At 74.0% G+C, this 14,457-nt stretch carries 20 protein-coding genes; 9 read left to right on the top strand and 11 right to left on the bottom strand.

The genetic code is table 11. The features are described from left to right. The first annotated feature begins 229 nt into the window (after positions 1 to 229). A complete protein-coding gene (locus JOE68_RS13780; RefSeq protein WP_204842743.1) occupies positions 230 to 517 on the top strand; it encodes a WhiB family transcriptional regulator in 288 nt (95 codons plus the stop codon). Here JOE68_RS13780 and bagB read toward each other — a convergent pair whose 3' ends face one another. The 5 genes from bagB to JOE68_RS13755 are packed head-to-tail and all read right to left on the bottom strand — an operon-like array spanning position 518 to position 3,436. After that, positions 518 to 1,639 (bottom strand): ATPase BagB, encoded by a 1,122-nt coding sequence (gene bagB, locus JOE68_RS13775; RefSeq protein ID WP_204842742.1) that lies wholly within the window; start codon positions 1,637 to 1,639, stop codon positions 518 to 520. It abuts the gene before it with no gap. After that, positions 1,636 to 2,628 carry an ATPase BagA gene (bagA, locus tag JOE68_RS13770; protein ID WP_204846091.1) on the bottom strand — a complete coding sequence of 331 codons (993 nt, stop codon included), beginning with the start codon at positions 2,626 to 2,628 and terminating at the stop codon, positions 1,636 to 1,638. Before bagA ends, bagB begins: the two co-directional genes overlap by 4 nt. Positions 2,629 to 2,674: 46 nt before the next feature. Next, a complete protein-coding gene (locus JOE68_RS13765; protein WP_204842741.1) occupies positions 2,675 to 2,926 on the bottom strand; it encodes a hypothetical protein in 252 nt (83 codons plus the stop codon). Between the two features lie 4 nt (positions 2,927 to 2,930). Further along, positions 2,931 to 3,185 (bottom strand): hypothetical protein, encoded by a 255-nt coding sequence (locus tag JOE68_RS13760; protein ID WP_204842740.1) that lies wholly within the window; start codon positions 3,183 to 3,185, stop codon positions 2,931 to 2,933. Further along, a complete protein-coding gene (locus JOE68_RS13755; RefSeq protein WP_204842739.1) occupies positions 3,182 to 3,436 on the bottom strand; it encodes a hypothetical protein in 255 nt (84 codons plus the stop codon). The genes JOE68_RS13760 and JOE68_RS13755 overlap by 4 nt, the downstream gene beginning before the upstream one ends. A gap of 126 nt (positions 3,437 to 3,562) precedes the next feature. On the opposite strand from JOE68_RS13755, the gene JOE68_RS13750 reads away from it, so the two are divergent. The 6 genes from JOE68_RS13750 to JOE68_RS13725 all read left to right on the top strand — a co-directional run bounded on the left by JOE68_RS13750 (position 3,563) and on the right by JOE68_RS13725 (position 7,439). Beyond that, positions 3,563 to 4,426, top strand: coding sequence for a helix-turn-helix domain-containing protein (locus tag JOE68_RS13750; RefSeq protein ID WP_204842738.1), 864 nt, complete (start codon positions 3,563 to 3,565; stop codon positions 4,424 to 4,426). Further along, positions 4,423 to 4,602: a DUF397 domain-containing protein gene (locus tag JOE68_RS13745; RefSeq protein WP_204842737.1), complete on the top strand. Its 180-nt coding sequence runs from the start codon at positions 4,423 to 4,425 to the stop codon at positions 4,600 to 4,602. The genes JOE68_RS13750 and JOE68_RS13745 overlap by 4 nt, the downstream gene beginning before the upstream one ends. A 78-nt stretch (positions 4,603 to 4,680) precedes the next feature. Next, positions 4,681 to 4,836: a Sp36 family protein gene (gene sp36 / locus JOE68_RS13740; protein WP_204842736.1), complete on the top strand. Its 156-nt coding sequence runs from the start codon at positions 4,681 to 4,683 to the stop codon at positions 4,834 to 4,836. Beyond that, on the top strand, positions 4,833 to 5,291 hold the full coding sequence (locus JOE68_RS13735; RefSeq protein ID WP_204842735.1) for a RidA family protein: 459 nt from the start codon (positions 4,833 to 4,835) through the stop codon (positions 5,289 to 5,291). The genes sp36 and JOE68_RS13735 overlap by 4 nt, the downstream gene beginning before the upstream one ends. 1 nt (position 5,292) lies before the next feature. After that, the gene (locus tag JOE68_RS13730; protein WP_204842734.1) at positions 5,293 to 5,895 is read left to right on the top strand and encodes a hypothetical protein; all 603 of its coding nucleotides are present in this window, start codon (positions 5,293 to 5,295) and stop codon (positions 5,893 to 5,895) included. 38 nt (positions 5,896 to 5,933) lie between these two features. Further along, on the top strand, positions 5,934 to 7,439 hold the full coding sequence (locus JOE68_RS13725) for a hypothetical protein (protein WP_204846397.1): 1,506 nt from the start codon (positions 5,934 to 5,936) through the stop codon (positions 7,437 to 7,439). A 73-nt stretch (positions 7,440 to 7,512) separates the two neighbouring features. Here the strand turns inward: JOE68_RS13725 and JOE68_RS13720 are convergent, their stop codons facing one another. Next, positions 7,513 to 8,448, bottom strand: coding sequence for a Gfo/Idh/MocA family protein (locus JOE68_RS13720; RefSeq protein WP_204846090.1), 936 nt, complete (start codon positions 8,446 to 8,448; stop codon positions 7,513 to 7,515). 18 nt (positions 8,449 to 8,466) lie between these two features. After that, on the bottom strand, positions 8,467 to 8,823 hold the full coding sequence (locus JOE68_RS13715) for a hypothetical protein (protein ID WP_204842733.1): 357 nt from the start codon (positions 8,821 to 8,823) through the stop codon (positions 8,467 to 8,469). Between the two features lie 31 nt (positions 8,824 to 8,854). On the opposite strand from JOE68_RS13715, the gene JOE68_RS13710 reads away from it, so the two are divergent. Together JOE68_RS13710 and JOE68_RS13705 are read left to right on the top strand one after the other, a co-directional pair. Then, entirely contained in the window at positions 8,855 to 9,658 is an 804-nt protein-coding gene (locus JOE68_RS13710; protein WP_204842732.1) for an NUDIX hydrolase, read from the top strand. Further along, positions 9,655 to 10,416: an MBL fold metallo-hydrolase gene (locus tag JOE68_RS13705; protein WP_204842731.1), complete on the top strand. Its 762-nt coding sequence runs from the start codon at positions 9,655 to 9,657 to the stop codon at positions 10,414 to 10,416. Before JOE68_RS13710 ends, JOE68_RS13705 begins: the two co-directional genes overlap by 4 nt. A gap of 140 nt (positions 10,417 to 10,556) precedes the next feature. On the opposite strand, the gene JOE68_RS13700 is transcribed toward JOE68_RS13705, so the two are convergent. The 4 genes from JOE68_RS13700 to JOE68_RS13685 form a co-directional block, all read right to left on the bottom strand. After that, the gene (locus JOE68_RS13700) at positions 10,557 to 10,904 is read right to left on the bottom strand and encodes a hypothetical protein (RefSeq protein WP_204842730.1); all 348 of its coding nucleotides are present in this window, start codon (positions 10,902 to 10,904) and stop codon (positions 10,557 to 10,559) included. A gap of 230 nt (positions 10,905 to 11,134) precedes the next feature. After that, positions 11,135 to 12,373 carry an MFS transporter gene (locus JOE68_RS13695; protein ID WP_204842729.1) on the bottom strand — a complete coding sequence of 413 codons (1,239 nt, stop codon included), beginning with the start codon at positions 12,371 to 12,373 and terminating at the stop codon, positions 11,135 to 11,137. 736 nt (positions 12,374 to 13,109) lie between these two features. Then, complete coding sequence (locus JOE68_RS13690; protein WP_015097742.1) at positions 13,110 to 13,784, bottom strand: Crp/Fnr family transcriptional regulator; 675 nt, start codon at positions 13,782 to 13,784, stop codon at positions 13,110 to 13,112. A 198-nt stretch (positions 13,785 to 13,982) separates the two neighbouring features. After that, complete coding sequence (locus JOE68_RS13685; RefSeq protein WP_204842728.1) at positions 13,983 to 14,234, bottom strand: hypothetical protein; 252 nt, start codon at positions 14,232 to 14,234, stop codon at positions 13,983 to 13,985. Between the last annotated feature and the right edge of the window lie 223 nt (positions 14,235 to 14,457).

The raw sequence follows: 14,457 nt of genomic DNA, 5'->3' as shown, positions 1-14,457 counted from the left end.
ATCGGAACTCGCGCAGCCTTCATTACACAGGATGAGTACTCGTACTCAAGACAGGTAACAGGTGCGCAACCCAGGGTTGGAGGTGGAACCGGAAGGCTCTACAGTCCGTCACTGTCCAAGACAGCAGCCGACGGCACGACCACTCGATGTGGGGAAGCCTACGGCATCCGCGGCAGGGGTGTGGCGGATTTAAAAGAGTCTGGGCACTGTGTGAACCGAGGTGGGGGTTATGCAGCAGGGGGATTGGCGGATCAAGGCTTCGTGCCGTGATGAGGAGCCGGACCAGCTCTTCGTCCGGGGCGCGGAGCAGCGCAAGGCGAAGGTGGTGTGCCTGGGTTGCCCGGTGCGCACCGAGTGCCTCGCCGAGGCACTGGACAACCGGATCGAGTTCGGCGTCTGGGGCGGCATGACCGAGCGGGAGCGGCGCGCGCTGCTGCGCCGGCGGCCCGACGTCACGTCCTGGCACGAGCTCCTGGACACCGCGCGCCAGGAGCACCACGAGGAGAAGGTCGGGTAGTCACTCGCCCGCGAGCCGCCGGCCGATCTCGTGCAGGCCGGCCAGGTCGTGCACGTCGGCCGGCAGCGCGGGCACACCGACCAGGGGCACGTCGGGGTGCGCGCGGGTGAACCGCGCGAGCAGTCGCCTCTCCCGATCGGCGACGGCCGCGCGGTCCGCGTGCACCCGCAGCACGGCGGCGGCCAGCGGGGCGTCCCCGGAGCGCTCCAGCCGGTCCGCCGCGGCCAGCGCGCCCGGTGCGGGCAGGGGGGCCAGCACCGGGTGCGTCCGGTTGGCGACCAGTCCGTTGATCGGCATGCCCTCCGCCGACAGGCGCTCCACGAAGTAGCTGGCCTCGCGCAGCGCGTCCGGCTCGGCCGCGGCGACCACCAGGAACCCGGTGCCGGGCGAGCGCAGCAGGTCGTAGGTGGCCTGGGCGCGCTGCCGGAAGCCGCCGAACATGCTGTCGAACGCCTGCACGAACGTGGAGGCGTCCTGGAGCAGCTGGCCGCCGACGATGGTCGACACGGCCTTGGTGAACAGGCCGAAGCCCGCGCCGACGATCTTGCGGATGCCGCGCCCGCCCGCCCGCGCCGGCGCGGACAGCATCCGGATCAGCCGGCCGTCCAGCACCGTCGACAGCCGCTGCGGCGCGTCCAGGAAGTCCAGCGCGCTGCGGCTCGGCGGGGTGTCCACCACGATCAGGTCCCACTCGCCCTGCGCGACGAGCTGGCCCAGCTTCTCCATCGCCATGTACTCCTGCGTGCCGGAGAACGACGTGGAGATCGTCTGGTAGAAGGGGTTCTGGAGGATCTGCTCCGCCCGCTCGCGGCCCGCGTGCTGCCACACCATGTCGTCGAACGTGCGGCGCATGTCCAGCATCATCGCGTGCAGCTCGCCCGCGGGCTCGAACCCGTCGACCTCGACCCGGCGCGGGTGGTTGCCCAGCTCGCGCAGGCCCAGCGACTGGGCCAGCCGGCGCGCGGGGTCGATGGTCAGCACGACGGCCCGGCGGCCCCGCTCGGCGGCCCGCACGGCCAGCGCGGCGGCCGTCGTCGTCTTGCCGACGCCGCCCGACCCGCAGCACACCAGCACCCGGGTGGCCGGGTCGTCCAGCAGGTTGTCCACGTCCAGGCGGTTCATCGCACACCCCGTCCGACCAGCACCTCGGCCAGCTCGTAGAGCGCGGCCACGTCCACCCCGTCGGTCAGCTCGGGCAGCTCCAGCGTCGGCAGGTCCGCCTCGGCCAGCAGGTCCTTGGCCTGCTCCTCCATCCGGACCCGGACGGCGTGCTCCACGGTCTGGTCGACCAGCCCGCCGAGCACCTCGTCGGCCACCTCCAGCCCGGCGGACGCCAGCCCGGCGCGCAGCCGCTCGGCGTCGACCCGCCCGGCCGCGGCGGAGGCGATCGAGCGGGCGGGCAGCCGGGGCGGCCGGACCCGGTTGACGAACACCGCGCCGGGCCGCAGGTCGGCGGCGTCCAGCTCGGCGACCGCGTCCAGCGTCTCGCGGACCGGCATCTCCTCCAGCAGCGCGACCAGGTGCACGGCCGTGTCGCCCGAGTGCAGCAGCGTCACCACGCCCTCGCTCTGGCCCTTGATCGGCCCGACCTTCGCCAGGTCCGCCATCGCCCGGGTCACGTCCAAGAACCGCACCACCCGGCCGGTGGGCGGGGCGTCGAGCACCACGGCGTCGTACTCGTGCCGCCCGGCCCGGCCCGCCCGCCGCACGCACTCCTTGACCTTGCCGGTGAGCAGCACGTCGCGCAGCCCGGGCGCGAGCGTCGTGGCGAACTCGATCGCGCCCATCCGGCGCAGCGTCCGGCCCGCGAAGCCCAGGTTGTAGAACATGTCCAGGTACTCCAGCAGCGCCGCCTCCGGGTCGACGGCCAGCGCGCGCACCTCGCCGCCGCCGGGCGCGGAGGCGATGCGCTCCTCGGAGTACGGCAGCGGCGCGCGGTCGAACAGCTGCGCGATGCCCTGCCGGTTCTCGACCTCGACCAGCAGCACCCGCCGCCCGCCGGTCGCCAGCGCGAGGGCGAGGGCGGCGGCCACGGTCGTCTTGCCGGTGCCGCCCTTGCCGGTGACCACGTGCAGCCGGGCGCGGGTGAGTTCGTCGGTCCAGCCGTTCATCACCAGGTCAGCCTAGGCGCGCCCGGCTGAGAGCCGCTGGACGCGGTCAATCCGCCATGGTGACGAAGACCACCGCGATGGCCGTCGCCGCGACCACGCCCCAGGCCGCCACCGACGGCAGCAGGTACGCGATGAGCACGGCCACGACGCCCACCGCCGCCAGCCCGACCAGGCCCGCGCGCCACACGTCGGCGGCCCGGGAGTGCCTGCGGTCGCGCGCCTGCGCCATCCCGACGAGCACCATCACCAGCCCGCCGAGGACGAACGCGCCCGTCGCGACGACCCGCCACGTCTCCACGCGATCAACGTAGCGCCGGGGCGCCGGGTTCGGCAGGGTTCACCCAGACGAGGCTGGTGCGGACGTCCTCGCCCTCCTCGAAGTAGCGCAGCGCGCCCTCCGGGCTGGTGGTCAGCATCCTCAGGTCCCCCGCGGTCGAGGCGACCTCGGCGCGGTCCTCGAACGCCATGCCCCAGGCGGCGATCCAGTCCTCCTCGTCGTCCTGCTGCACCACCGCGAACAGCCGGGGCGCGTGCCGCGCCACGTCGATGCCGGTCATCCGTCCTCGTCCTCCCTGGTCTCGACGCGGCCCTCGACCACGCCGCGCTCCCTCGCCTCGGCCCACCGCACGGCCTGCCAACCCACGTCGAGCAGCACCACGCCCAGCCGGCGCGCCCACTGCTCGACGGTCTCGGTGTAGTCGGTGGTGCTCCGGCCACCGGACTCGTCCAGCACCCGCGCGATGAACCGCTTGCACTCGTCCAGCGCCCGACCGGCCCCCGCGGCCATCTCCAACTCGTCGCGATCCATCCCGCCCCGTCCCCGGATTGCCCCACCGACGTGAGGACCCTAACATCTGTACTGTTCACGTCCTTGGTGTTCAGTCGGGTGATGTCGCGCGACGAACCACTACGCAGAGTGAGAAGGTTGAGTCGGATGGCGGATGGCACTACTCGCGGCAAGCGCAGGCTGGCGCGGTTCATCAAGCAGCTCCAGGAGAAGTCCGGGCTGACGGCCGAGGAGATCGCCCGGCGGACGCGGGTCTCCCGGCCGACGGTCACCCGGTTGCTCGCGGGCACACACCTGGCGCGGTGGCCGTCCGTGTCGGTGATCCTGGACGAGCTGGGCGCCGCGCCCGAGCAGAAGACGTTCCTGCTCCAGATGTGGGAGGTCGCGGACGTCGACAACGCGACGATCGAGCACGCGGCGGCCCTGCCGGTCAAGTACCGGCGGTTCCGGATGGACGAGCTGGAGGCCCACCGGGAGCGGACGCTCGACGTCGTCTACGTGCCGGGGATGCTCCAGACCGCGGCCTACGCCGAGGCGGTCGCCCGCGCCTCGCACCGGTTGGTCATCGGCGACAGCTGGGACCGGACCGCCGCGGCCGAACGCCTGACGCGCCAGCAGCTGCTGGACCGCGAGGAGCCCTTCGAGCTGCACACCCTGATCGACGAGGCCGCGCTGCGGCGGGTGGTCGGCGGCCCCGAGGTCATGCGCGGGCAGCTCGACCACCTGGTCGAGTCGGCCCAGCGGCCGAACGTGACCGTCCAGGTCCTGCCCTTCGACGTCGGCGCGTACGGGCCCCAGCCGACGGCGCTGCTGTTGCTGCTGGACTTCCCGGAGCAGGACGCTCCCTGCGCGGCCTATACCGAAGAAATCTCGGGTCTTGCGATGCTGGAGGAGCAGGAGGAGGTGGAGCCGTTGGACGGCATCTGGCGCGACGCGGCGGCTTCCGCGCTGACTCCAGCGGAATCCCTTGAGTTCATCAAGGCCGTTCGAGACACACTAGGAGACCGATGAACGAGCAGACCTGGCGCAAGAGCAGCCGCAGCGCTTCCGCCGCGCAGTGCGTCGAGCTGGCGGTGACGGGCAGCGCGACCGGTGTGCGGGACACCAAGAACCGCGACGGCGGCACGCTGGTCTTCCCGGCGCGGGCGTTCCGCGCGTTCGTCGCCGAGGTGAAGGCGGGCCGCTGACCGCCGGTCCGCGCGCTCTACACCAAGGGGGGTACTCGGTCGGGTGCCCCCCTTCCTCGTGCGGCTAGGCTGCGCGACATGACCAAGTGGGAGTACGCCACCGTCCCGCTGCTGATCCACGCCACCAAGGCGATCCTGGACCAGTGGGGCGATGACGGCTGGGAGCTCGTCACCGTCCTGCCCAACCCCAGCGGCGAGCAGCACGTCGCCTACCTGAAGCGGCCGAAGGCATGAGCTGGAAGTCCCGCCTGGCGGAGCTGGGCGTCGAGCTGCCCGCCGTCGCGGCCCCCGTCGCCGCGTACGTGCCGGCCGTGCGCTCCGGGTCGCTGGTCTACACGTCGGGCCAGCTGCCGTTCGTCGGGGGCGCGCTCGCCGCCACCGGCAAGGTCGGCGCGGACGTCAGCCCCGAGGAGGCCAAGGCGCACGCGCGGACCTGCGCGCTCAACGCGCTGGCCGCGGTCGAGGCGCTGGTCGGCGTCGACGCGATCGTGCGGGTGGTGAAGGTCACCGGCTACGTGGCCTCCGCCGACGGGTTCACCGGGCAGCCCGCCGTGCTCAACGGCGCCTCCGAGCTGCTGGGCGAGGTCTTCGGCGAGGCCGGCAGGCACGCCCGCGCGGCGGTCGGCGTCGCGGAGCTGCCGCTGGGCGCGCCGGTCGAGGTGGACCTGGTCGTCGAGATCGGGGAGTGAGATGTCCGACACCCTGCACGAGCTGCTGCTGCGGCTGGCCGGCCGGCTGCCCGACGACGTGCTGTGGCGGTTCCGCGACTGGGCCGCCACGGACGCGATCGCGGTGCTCGCGCGGGCGCTGCCCCGGACCCTGCTGCACGACCGGATCGGGTTGACCGACCACGAGCAGCGCCTGCTGGCCGACGGCCTGGTGCCGCACGGCGGCGACCTTTCCGCGATCAGTTCCGTCAAGGGACTGGACGAGGAGCCCGAACCCGGTTACACATTCACCCCGGAATCACCCGAACGGGTGTTGATGGGCGATTCCGCGACCGCAGTGCTGGGGGCGACCCTGCGCGGTCGCCCGGGAGTCGGCGAAGTCCGGACCACGTGGCGGCACGGCGGGGACGGGGCCGGGAAGGTCGTCCTGGTCACGGCCACGTCCGGGCACGCCCGCCTGGCGGGCGAGCTCCAGCGGGTGCTGCGGGCGCTCGGCGAGCACGACCCCCGCGTGGAGGTCCTGCCCGCCGGGGGAGACCTGCCGCCCTACCACCGGGCGGCGTTGGCGGCGTCGGAACTGGTGTGCACCGGGGCCGAGGCCGACGGGCACCTGGTGCCCGTGTAGAGCTCGTCGCTGCCGCGCGGGCCGGAAGGAGAGCAGGCGTGACGAACGACGGAGTGGGACTTCCCGTCCGTTTACACGACCTCCTGTTGGCGTTGGCCGGACGCGTCGACGACGACGCGCTGACCCAGGCCCGGGAGCTGCTGGCGGTGGCCGAACTCGACCGCGCGGTCGAGTTGCTGGTCGGCTGCCTGCTGGCGGGGCGCGTCCCGGTGTCGGTGGACGAGCGCCACGAGATCGGCCGGCTGCTCGGCGAGGTGCGGTCCGACCCGGCGCTGGCCGACCGGTTGTTCGCCGTCGAGTCGGTCCCCGTGCCGCGCCACCGGTTCACCGACGAGTCCGACCCGGCCGAGGGGCTGGCCGAGGTGCTGGGCAGGACGGCCGCGGTGCTGCCCGACGTCCGGTCCGTGCGGGCGACGTGGCGGTCCACCCCGGCCGGCGCGACGCCCGGCCCGCTGCCGCAGCGCGTGGTGCTGGTGGACATCGGCCCGGCCGGTTTCGCGCCCGCGACCGCGTACCGGGTCGACACGGTGCTGCGGAAGGCCGGCATCCGGGCCGTGGTCGAGGTGCTGACGGTCGGCACGCCGCTGGGCGAGTACCACGCGGCGGCGGTGACGACGGCCCGCGAGGTGTTCTTCCGGACGGCGTCGGCGGCGACCGCGCCGCCGGACCGGCCGGCCTGGTTCGACGGGGTCGAGGTCCGGGACGAGGCACCGGTGGTCGAGCCGGAACCGGTGCCCGCGGACCACCCCGAAACCGGCTCCGAGCCCCGTCGCGCGCGGTCCGACCCGTTCGAGGGGGCGCAGCCCTTCCCGCCCAAGCCGGTGAAGCGGTTGCCGGTGCGGGAGCAGGCGGAGGAGCCGTCGGCGCCCGAGTCCCGGCGCGGCCGTTCGGGCGACCGCTCCAACGGCGCCCGCGCCGGCCGCGACCGCTTCCGCGACGGCGCCCCGCACGAGGACCGCCCGCAGGACGACGGGCCGGGCGACGACCTCTCGGCCGGCTCCCGCGGCGACCGCTCGCACGACGGCGCGCACCGGGGCCCGCACGACGTGGAGGCCCACCGGCCGCCCGGCGACGGGTCGTTCCAGGCGCCCGCCGACGAGCAGCCCCGGTCGCTCGCCGACGAGCCGCCGCGGTCCCTCGTGGAGGAGCCGCCCCGGTCGCTCAGCGAGGAGCCGGCGCTGCCGCCCGACGAGGAGCCGACGCCGCCGCGGTCCGGGGAGCCGGTGCCACCGCGGTCCGAGGAGCCGGCGTCGCGGTCCGAGGAGCTCCCGCCGTCGCTGCCGGGGGAGTCCCCGCTGTCGCGGTCCGAGGTGACGACCGAGCTGCGCCCGGACGACCTGGCGGCCCTCCAGGCGGCGCTGGCGGAGGGTCAGCCGCCGTCGGCGGTGCACGTGTCGCCGACCGTGGACGCCAAGCTCAGCGACCGCGAGCGGGCGCTGCTCCAGCAGCTGCACGAGGAGCTGGCCCAGCGCGAGCAGCAGTCGTGGCCCGTCGAGTTCGTGAACGGCGTGCCCAAGCCGAACAACGGCAAGTACCCCGGCTGACCGCCCGGGACCGGGAGCGCCGGCCGTTCCGCCACCGCGACGGGACGACCGGCGCTTTCCCGTGTGACCTCACTCACTCCGCCGGCGGGGCGCCGCGGAGGTGAGCGGCGGCGGACTCCGCCTTGCGCTGGGCCTGGTCGATGATCCGCTGCAGGTGCAGGCCCCGGTGGACGTCGCAGCGGTGGGTCGTGGTGCCGCTGTCCACCATGGCCACGAAGTCGTCCAGCAGGTTGGTGTAGCACTGCTGGGCGGTGGTGCCGCGGTCGGCGAGGACGCGGTAGCCGTGGTCGCCGTAGACGCTGACCTCGGAGACGCCCGGGTTCAGCGGCACCGCCATGCTCAGCGAGGCGCTGCTGGTGGCGCCGCCCTCGTGGGCCAGCACCAGCTGCCACAGGCCGCTCTCCGAGCGGTGGGCGGCGATCACGTCGGTGATGCGGCCCAGCGCCGCGTCGAGCAGGTCGAACGCGTGCGGGCCGACGTCGTGCAGCGGGCCGCGGTCGTGCCGCCAGGGCGAGTCGGCGTACGGGCCGCCCAGCAGCGCGCCGTTCAGCCAGCGGGCGGCGCCGCCCACCCAGCCGCCCACCTCGCGCAGCTGGCGCAGCTGCTCCTCGGTCTCCGGGGCGAACCGCCTGGTGAGCACCACCAGGGACGCCACGCCGGCCCGGTCGACGGCCTCCGCCAGGCGCTCGGCCTCCGCCACCGCGGCCGCGATCGGCTTCTCCAGGATCAGGTGCTTGCCCAGCCCCGCGGCCCTGGTCGCGATCCCGGCCTGGACCTCCGGCGGCACGGCGAACGCCACGGCGTCCACCGCGGACAGCAGTTCGTCCAGGTCCGCGGCGACTTGCGCGCCGTGCGGTTCGGCCAGGGCGGCGGCGGCCTCGGGCCGACGGGCCCAGACCGAGGTCAGGCGGGTGCCGGGGTGGTCGGCCAGGCTCGGCGCGTGCACCCTCCCGGCCCACGGGCCGGCTCCGACGAGCCCGACGCGCAGCTGTTCGTCCACGGGGTCCATCTTCACGGGGTCCATCCTTCAGCGGCCACCGGAGTACGTCGAGGCGGGGACGGAGATCAGCCCCCCGTTGTCGAAGCGCAGCTCGACGCGGTCCGGGTGGCGGACGACCTGCGGGGTGTGGCCCCAGCCGCGCGGGATCCCGACCACGTGCCCGTAGTCCTCGGTCGAACCGAGCAGCACCTCGTACTCAGGCGCGCCGACCAGGGCCTCGGACTTCTTCACCCACACCCCGGGCGTGCCCGGGTCGGAGCCGACGGTGCTGGTGAGGGGCAGGAAGGCGATCAGCGCCAGGGCGGTGGTCAGCCCCGTGGCCGCGAACGCGCCGACGACGAACATCATCACGTTGACCAGGCAGCCCTTTTTCGCGGTGTCCACGGGCGGTGATCCTCGTCGTAGGCTCGGGACCGTGCGCGAACTCCCCCAGGAACTGCTCCTGCCGCCCGGCCTGGTGCCCGACGTCGCCCCGGCCGTCCCGGCGACCCCGCGGGACGCGGCGACCGTGATGCTGCTGCGCGACGGCGACGCGGGCGTCGAGGTCTTCCTCCAGCGCCGCGTGCTGGGCATGGCGTTCGCCGGCGGGATGACGGTCTTCCCCGGCGGCGGGGTCGACCCGCGCGACGCCGACGCGTCCGTCGCGTGGGCCGGGCCGCCGCCGGAGTGGTGGGCCGAGCGGTTCGCGTGCTCGCCGGAGCTGGCGCGGGCGCTGGTGTGCGCGGCGGTGCGGGAGACGTTCGAGGAGTCCGGGGTGCTGCTGGCCGGGCCGTCCGCCGACTCCGCGGTGGCGGACACCGCGCCGTTCACCGCGGCGCGGGCGGCGCTGGTGGCCCGGGAGCTGTCGCTGGCGGGGTTCCTCGCCGACCGGGGGCTGGTGCTGCGGGCGGACCTGCTGCGGCCGTGGGCGAACTGGGTGACGCCGCCCGAGGAGCCCCGCCGGTACGACACGCGCTTCTTCGTCGCCGTGCTGCCGGGCGGCCAGCGGGCGGACGGGTGGACCACGGAGGCGTCCGACGCGGTGTGGCAGACCCCCGCGCAGGCGCTCGCGGACTGGCGGGACGGCCGGCGGATGCTCATGCCGCCGACCTGGGTGGCGTTGTCGGAGTTGGCCGGGTTCCGGGGGGTGGCGGACGTGCTGGTGGCGGAGCGGGTGGTGGACAAGATCATCCCGAAGGTCGTGCGGGACGGCGACGAGGTCCGGGTGGTCCTGCCGTGAGCCCGGCGTACGGGCGGTTGCGCGAGGTCACGCCGTTCGCGTCGGTGGTGCTCGCGGAGAACCCCTCGGTGATGACGCTGGAGGGCACCAACACCTGGCTGCTCCGCGCGCCGGGGTCGCCGTCGTGCGCGGTGGTCGACCCCGGGCCGCTGGACCGCGGGCACCTGGAGCGGGTGGCGGCGGCCGGGCCGGTGGACGTCGTGCTGCTGACGCACGGCCACCACGACCACTCGGAGGGCGCGGCGGAGTTCGGCGCGCTGGTCGGCGCGCCGGTGCGGGCGCTCGACCCGCGGTTCCGGCTCGGGTCGGAGGGCCTGGCCGGCGGGGACGTCGTGGTGGCGGGCGGGCTGGAGATCCGGGTGCTCGCGACGCCGGGGCACACCGACGACTCGCTGAGCTTCCTGGTGGAGGACGCGGTGCTGACCGGCGACACCGTGCTCGGCCGCGGCACCACCGTGCTCGACGGCCGGCTGCGGGACTACCTGGGGTCGCTGGAGGCCCTGGCCGGCCTGCCGCCGGGCACGGTGGTGCTGCCGGGGCACGGGCCGGAGCTGCCCGACGCCGCCTCGGTCGCCCGCACCTACCTGGCGCACCGGGAACAGCGGTTGGAGCAGGTGCGCGCGGCGGTGGCGGAGCTGGGCGGGTCGCCCTCGGCGCGGCAGGTGGTGGAGGTGGTCTACGCGGACGTGGACCCGGCGCTGTGGTCGGCGGCGGAGTGGTCCGTGCGGGCGCAGCTGGACTACCTGGCCGAGCCCTGACCCGCCCGGGGCCGACGCCCGCGTCGGGGACCTGCGGAGCGGTCCCGGCGCGGGCGGTCGGCACGTGTCCTCCGGTGCGCGCCCCGGACCTGCGGAGGTGGTCGGGGCGCCGGTGCGGTCGCGTCGCCCGCCGGCGGTGGTCAGGCCACCGTGCGCAGCGGCGCCACCAGGTACTTCAGCTCGACGCCGTCGTCACCGGGCCGGCCGGTGAGGACGGTCGAGCGCAGGCCGTCCTGGATGCGGAGTTCCACCTGCCGGCCGCTGAACGCCTTCAGCGCGTCCGCCAGGTACCCCGCCTGGAACGTCTTGGTGATGCGGTCGCCCCCGACGACCGCCCGGACCGACTCCTCGCACTCCCCGTCCCGCGGGCCGCTGCCGCGCACCCGCAGCTCACCGCCCTCGACCCGGAGCGTCACGGAGCCGTGCGGGCCTGAGCACGGCGTCGCCCGGCGCACGGCCCAGGCCAGGGCGTCCGCCTCCACCACCACGGTGCTGTCGATGTCCGCCTCCAGCGGTTCTCGGGCCCGGTCGGCGGGTGGGGCGGCGTCACCGGGAGGTCGTCCCGGCGCTGCCGCCCGGCCGCGACGGGGCGGTGCGGACCCCGTCCGCGCGAATGGTGACGACAGTGTGGTGCGCACGGCGCGAGTCGTCACCCGTTGGCGCGGTCCGCGCTCGGACGTTCAGGGAACCTTCAGGCACCCGCCGTGCACCGCCCGTGTCAGCGGGAGACCAGGGCGACCTCGTCCCGGTGCGGCTGCGGCACGCCGGCCGCGACCGTGCCGCGGAACACCCAGACCAGCGCGGCGATCACCAGGCCGGACGCGGCGGCGGCCACGAACGCCGTCGGCGTGCCGTGCGCCTCGACCAGGTGGCCGCTGAGCGACTGGCCCAGCGCCAGGCCGACGGTCACCGCCGTGACGACCCAGCCGAACGCCTCGGTCGCCGTGCCCGCGGGCGCGACCTGCTCGATCGCGGCGGAGTGGGTGGTGGACTGCGGCGTGATCAGGGTGCCGACCACGAGCAGCGCCGCGCCCAGGCCGATCAGCGTCGTCGGGATCGCCAGCAGCAGCGACAGCAGCGCGAACCCGCCCAGCAGCACCGGCAGGCGCAGGTGCATGGCCTTGGGGAACGGCCGCATCGCGTACAGCACGCCGAACAGCACGGAGCTGACCGACCACAGGCTCAGCAGCAGCCCGCCCAGGCCGACGTGGCCCGCCTCGGCGGCGGCGGCCGGCACCGCGACCTCGATGAAGCCGATCGTCACGCCGAAGCCGAGCGCGGCCAGCGCGACCGTGCGCATCCCGGGCGACGCGAGCGCGCCCAGCAGGTTGCGGTGGGTCTGCTCGGGCTGCACGCCCCGGACCGTCGGGTTCAGGGCGAACCACAGCGCGCCGACGACCATCGAGGCCGCGGCGAGCACCACGCCCGTGCCCGCCCACGGGGCGGTGACCAGCAGGCCGGCCAGGCCGGGGCCGAGGATGAAGAAGACCTCCATGCTGATCGCCTCGTAGGCGAACCCGGCGTGGCGGGTCGAGCCGGGCGGCAGCACCCGGGCCCACAGCGCGCGGGAGGCGGAGCCGACCATCGGCTCGCTGATGCCGACCGCGAACGCGACCGGCACCAGCACCGGCAGCGCGGCGCGCGCCTCGACGGCGGCCACCGCGAGCGCGACGAACAGCGCGAACGACGACACCGCGACGAGCAGCGGCCGGGTCGGGCCGAGGCGGTCCATCAGCCTGCCCTGCACGATCGAACCCACCGCGACGCCGACCAGCGACGACGCCGACACCAGACCGGCCGCCGCGAACGAGCCCGTCTCGCGCTGCACGTAGAGCAGCAGCGAGAGGCCGACCATGGCGATCGGCAGCCGGGCGAGCAGGGACGCGACGACCGGACCGCGCATCCCGGGGGTGGTCAGGGCAGCGCGGTAGTCGGAGAGGCGGGCAGACTGGGACATGCGTACCAGTATGCAGGGCACTGGTACGGGCGTACCAGTGCTTTGCCGGCGACGTCCATCACCCGGAACCGGTGTTGCGATTCGGTCACAACATTGGGATGACCGGGTGAAACCGGGCAGCGAAAGCGCTGCACAGAAGGTCCTTGAGGGTGAACGGGCTTGAGTTGCGGGGTAGGGGCCGTGCGATGGTGGAAGCACCACGCCGACCCGTTTCCCGCGAGGTCAGACGGGGTAACCAGACCTCCTTCCGGCGCTCGAGGGTCGGGGCCTGCAGGCGCCGGAGGTGTGGGAGAAGCGCGGTCTGTCGGGGGATGGGCTGCGCGAACAACAAGGCCGGTGCGCCGCGTCGGGGGCGGCGCCCGGCCTTGTTGTTGTGTTGGATTGCCGCTGTTGTGTTGGATTGCCGCTGCTGTGTTGGATTGCCGCTGCTGTGTTGGATGGCCGCTGCTCCGCAGACGGCGGCTCGGTCGCCTGGAAGTCGGCGCGTTGCGCGCGAGCTTGCCTGCGATCGAAAAGCGTGATCGCAGGCAAGCTCGGGCACAACACACCGACGCGACTGTGTCATGGCCGCTGCTTCGCAGACGGCGGCGAGGTCGCTCGAAAGTCGGCGCGTTGCGCGCGAGCTTGCCTGCGATCGAAAAGCGTGATCGCAGGCAAGCTCGGGCACAACACACCGACGCGACCTCGCGGGTGCGGGGTATGAGCCTCGCGGGTGCGGGATTGCTGTGCGGGTTGGTCAGCGGGCTCGGCGGGCCAGGCGCTCCGGGTCCAGGATCAGGACGCTCTTGCCCTCCAGGCGCAGCCAGCCCCGGTGGGCGAAGTCGGCCAGGGCCTTGTTCACCGTTTCCCGCGAAGCGCCCACGAACTGGGCGATCTCCTCCTGCGTCAGGTCGTGCGTGACCCGCAGCAGGCCGGCCTCCTGGCTGCCGAAGCGCTGCGCGAGCTGCAACAGCGCCTTGGCGACGCGGCCGGGCACGTCGGTGAAGATCAGGTCCGCCAGCATGGAGTTCGTCCGGCGCAGCCTGCGCGCCAGCGCCCGGAGCAGCTGCTCCGCGATCTCCGGCCGGTTGGTGATCCACTGCCGCAGGGCCGGGCGGTCCATGCTCACCGCGCGCACCTCGGTCACCGTGGTCGCCGTCGACGTGCGCGGCCCGGGGTCGAAGATCGACAGCTCGCCGAACATGTCGGAGGGCCCGAAGATCCCCAACAGGTTCTCGCGGCCGTCCGGCGACTTGCGACCGATCTTCACCTTGCCGGACTGGATGATGTAGAGCCGGTCGCCCGGCTCGCCCTCCGCGAAGATCACGTGGCCGCGCGGGAATTCAACGGACTCCAGCGTCTGCGCCAGTGCCTCCGCTGCCGCCGGTTCAACCCCCTGGAAAATGCCCGCGCGGGCCAGGGTCTCGTCCACCTCGTCCCTCCTGTCGAGACGCGACGGCTGGTCGAGCGCGTTCCGCCTTCTGGCGGATCAGCGCCTTGCCGTCGATCACTGAGTGCAGTCTAAGCGCTGTGCGATGGATCGCCTTTCGGCGCGCCGTCGACCCAGCCCCGGACAGCCCGATGAGGCCCGCCGGGTTGCCCCCGTGGGCCTCGCCGGTTCCTTGCCCCGCTAGCGGCGGGCGCGCCGCTGACGCAGGTTCCTGGCACGACCGCCCAGCCTGCGCAACCGGAACAGCTCCAGCGCGCGGCCGATGCCGTGCCCGTAGAGCGCCCTGACCTCGTCGGGGCGCGCCGACTCCAGGAACTCCTCGACCTCGTCCTCCTGGACGGCGACGTGGCGGAGACGAGCTTCGACGCGCTCCATGAAGAGCGCGAAGAACATGATCACGATCGGAACGGCGATGACGAACCAGGCAGTCATGATGGCTCCGATCCTTGCGCATCACCTTGGGTGGCGCATCCGAGGGGGTCTCGACCGGCGTGCGGGAGTCGTCTTGTATGGAGGGACGCGCATCCCGCCCGCCGGTTGCTCGCCGTCCCGTGAGTACCCGCGTCAACCCCCTCGAACCGACTCCACCCACCCCATCCCGACTCCCTCCCGCTCGGCCCAACCCCAGACCCGCCTCCGCCACCCAAGATCGCAC

The organism is Saccharothrix algeriensis (assembly GCF_016907655.1).
GTDB classification, from domain to species: Bacteria; Actinomycetota; Actinomycetes; order Mycobacteriales; family Pseudonocardiaceae; genus Actinosynnema; species Actinosynnema algeriense.
This window is presented reverse-complemented; position numbering and strand designations above follow the sequence as displayed.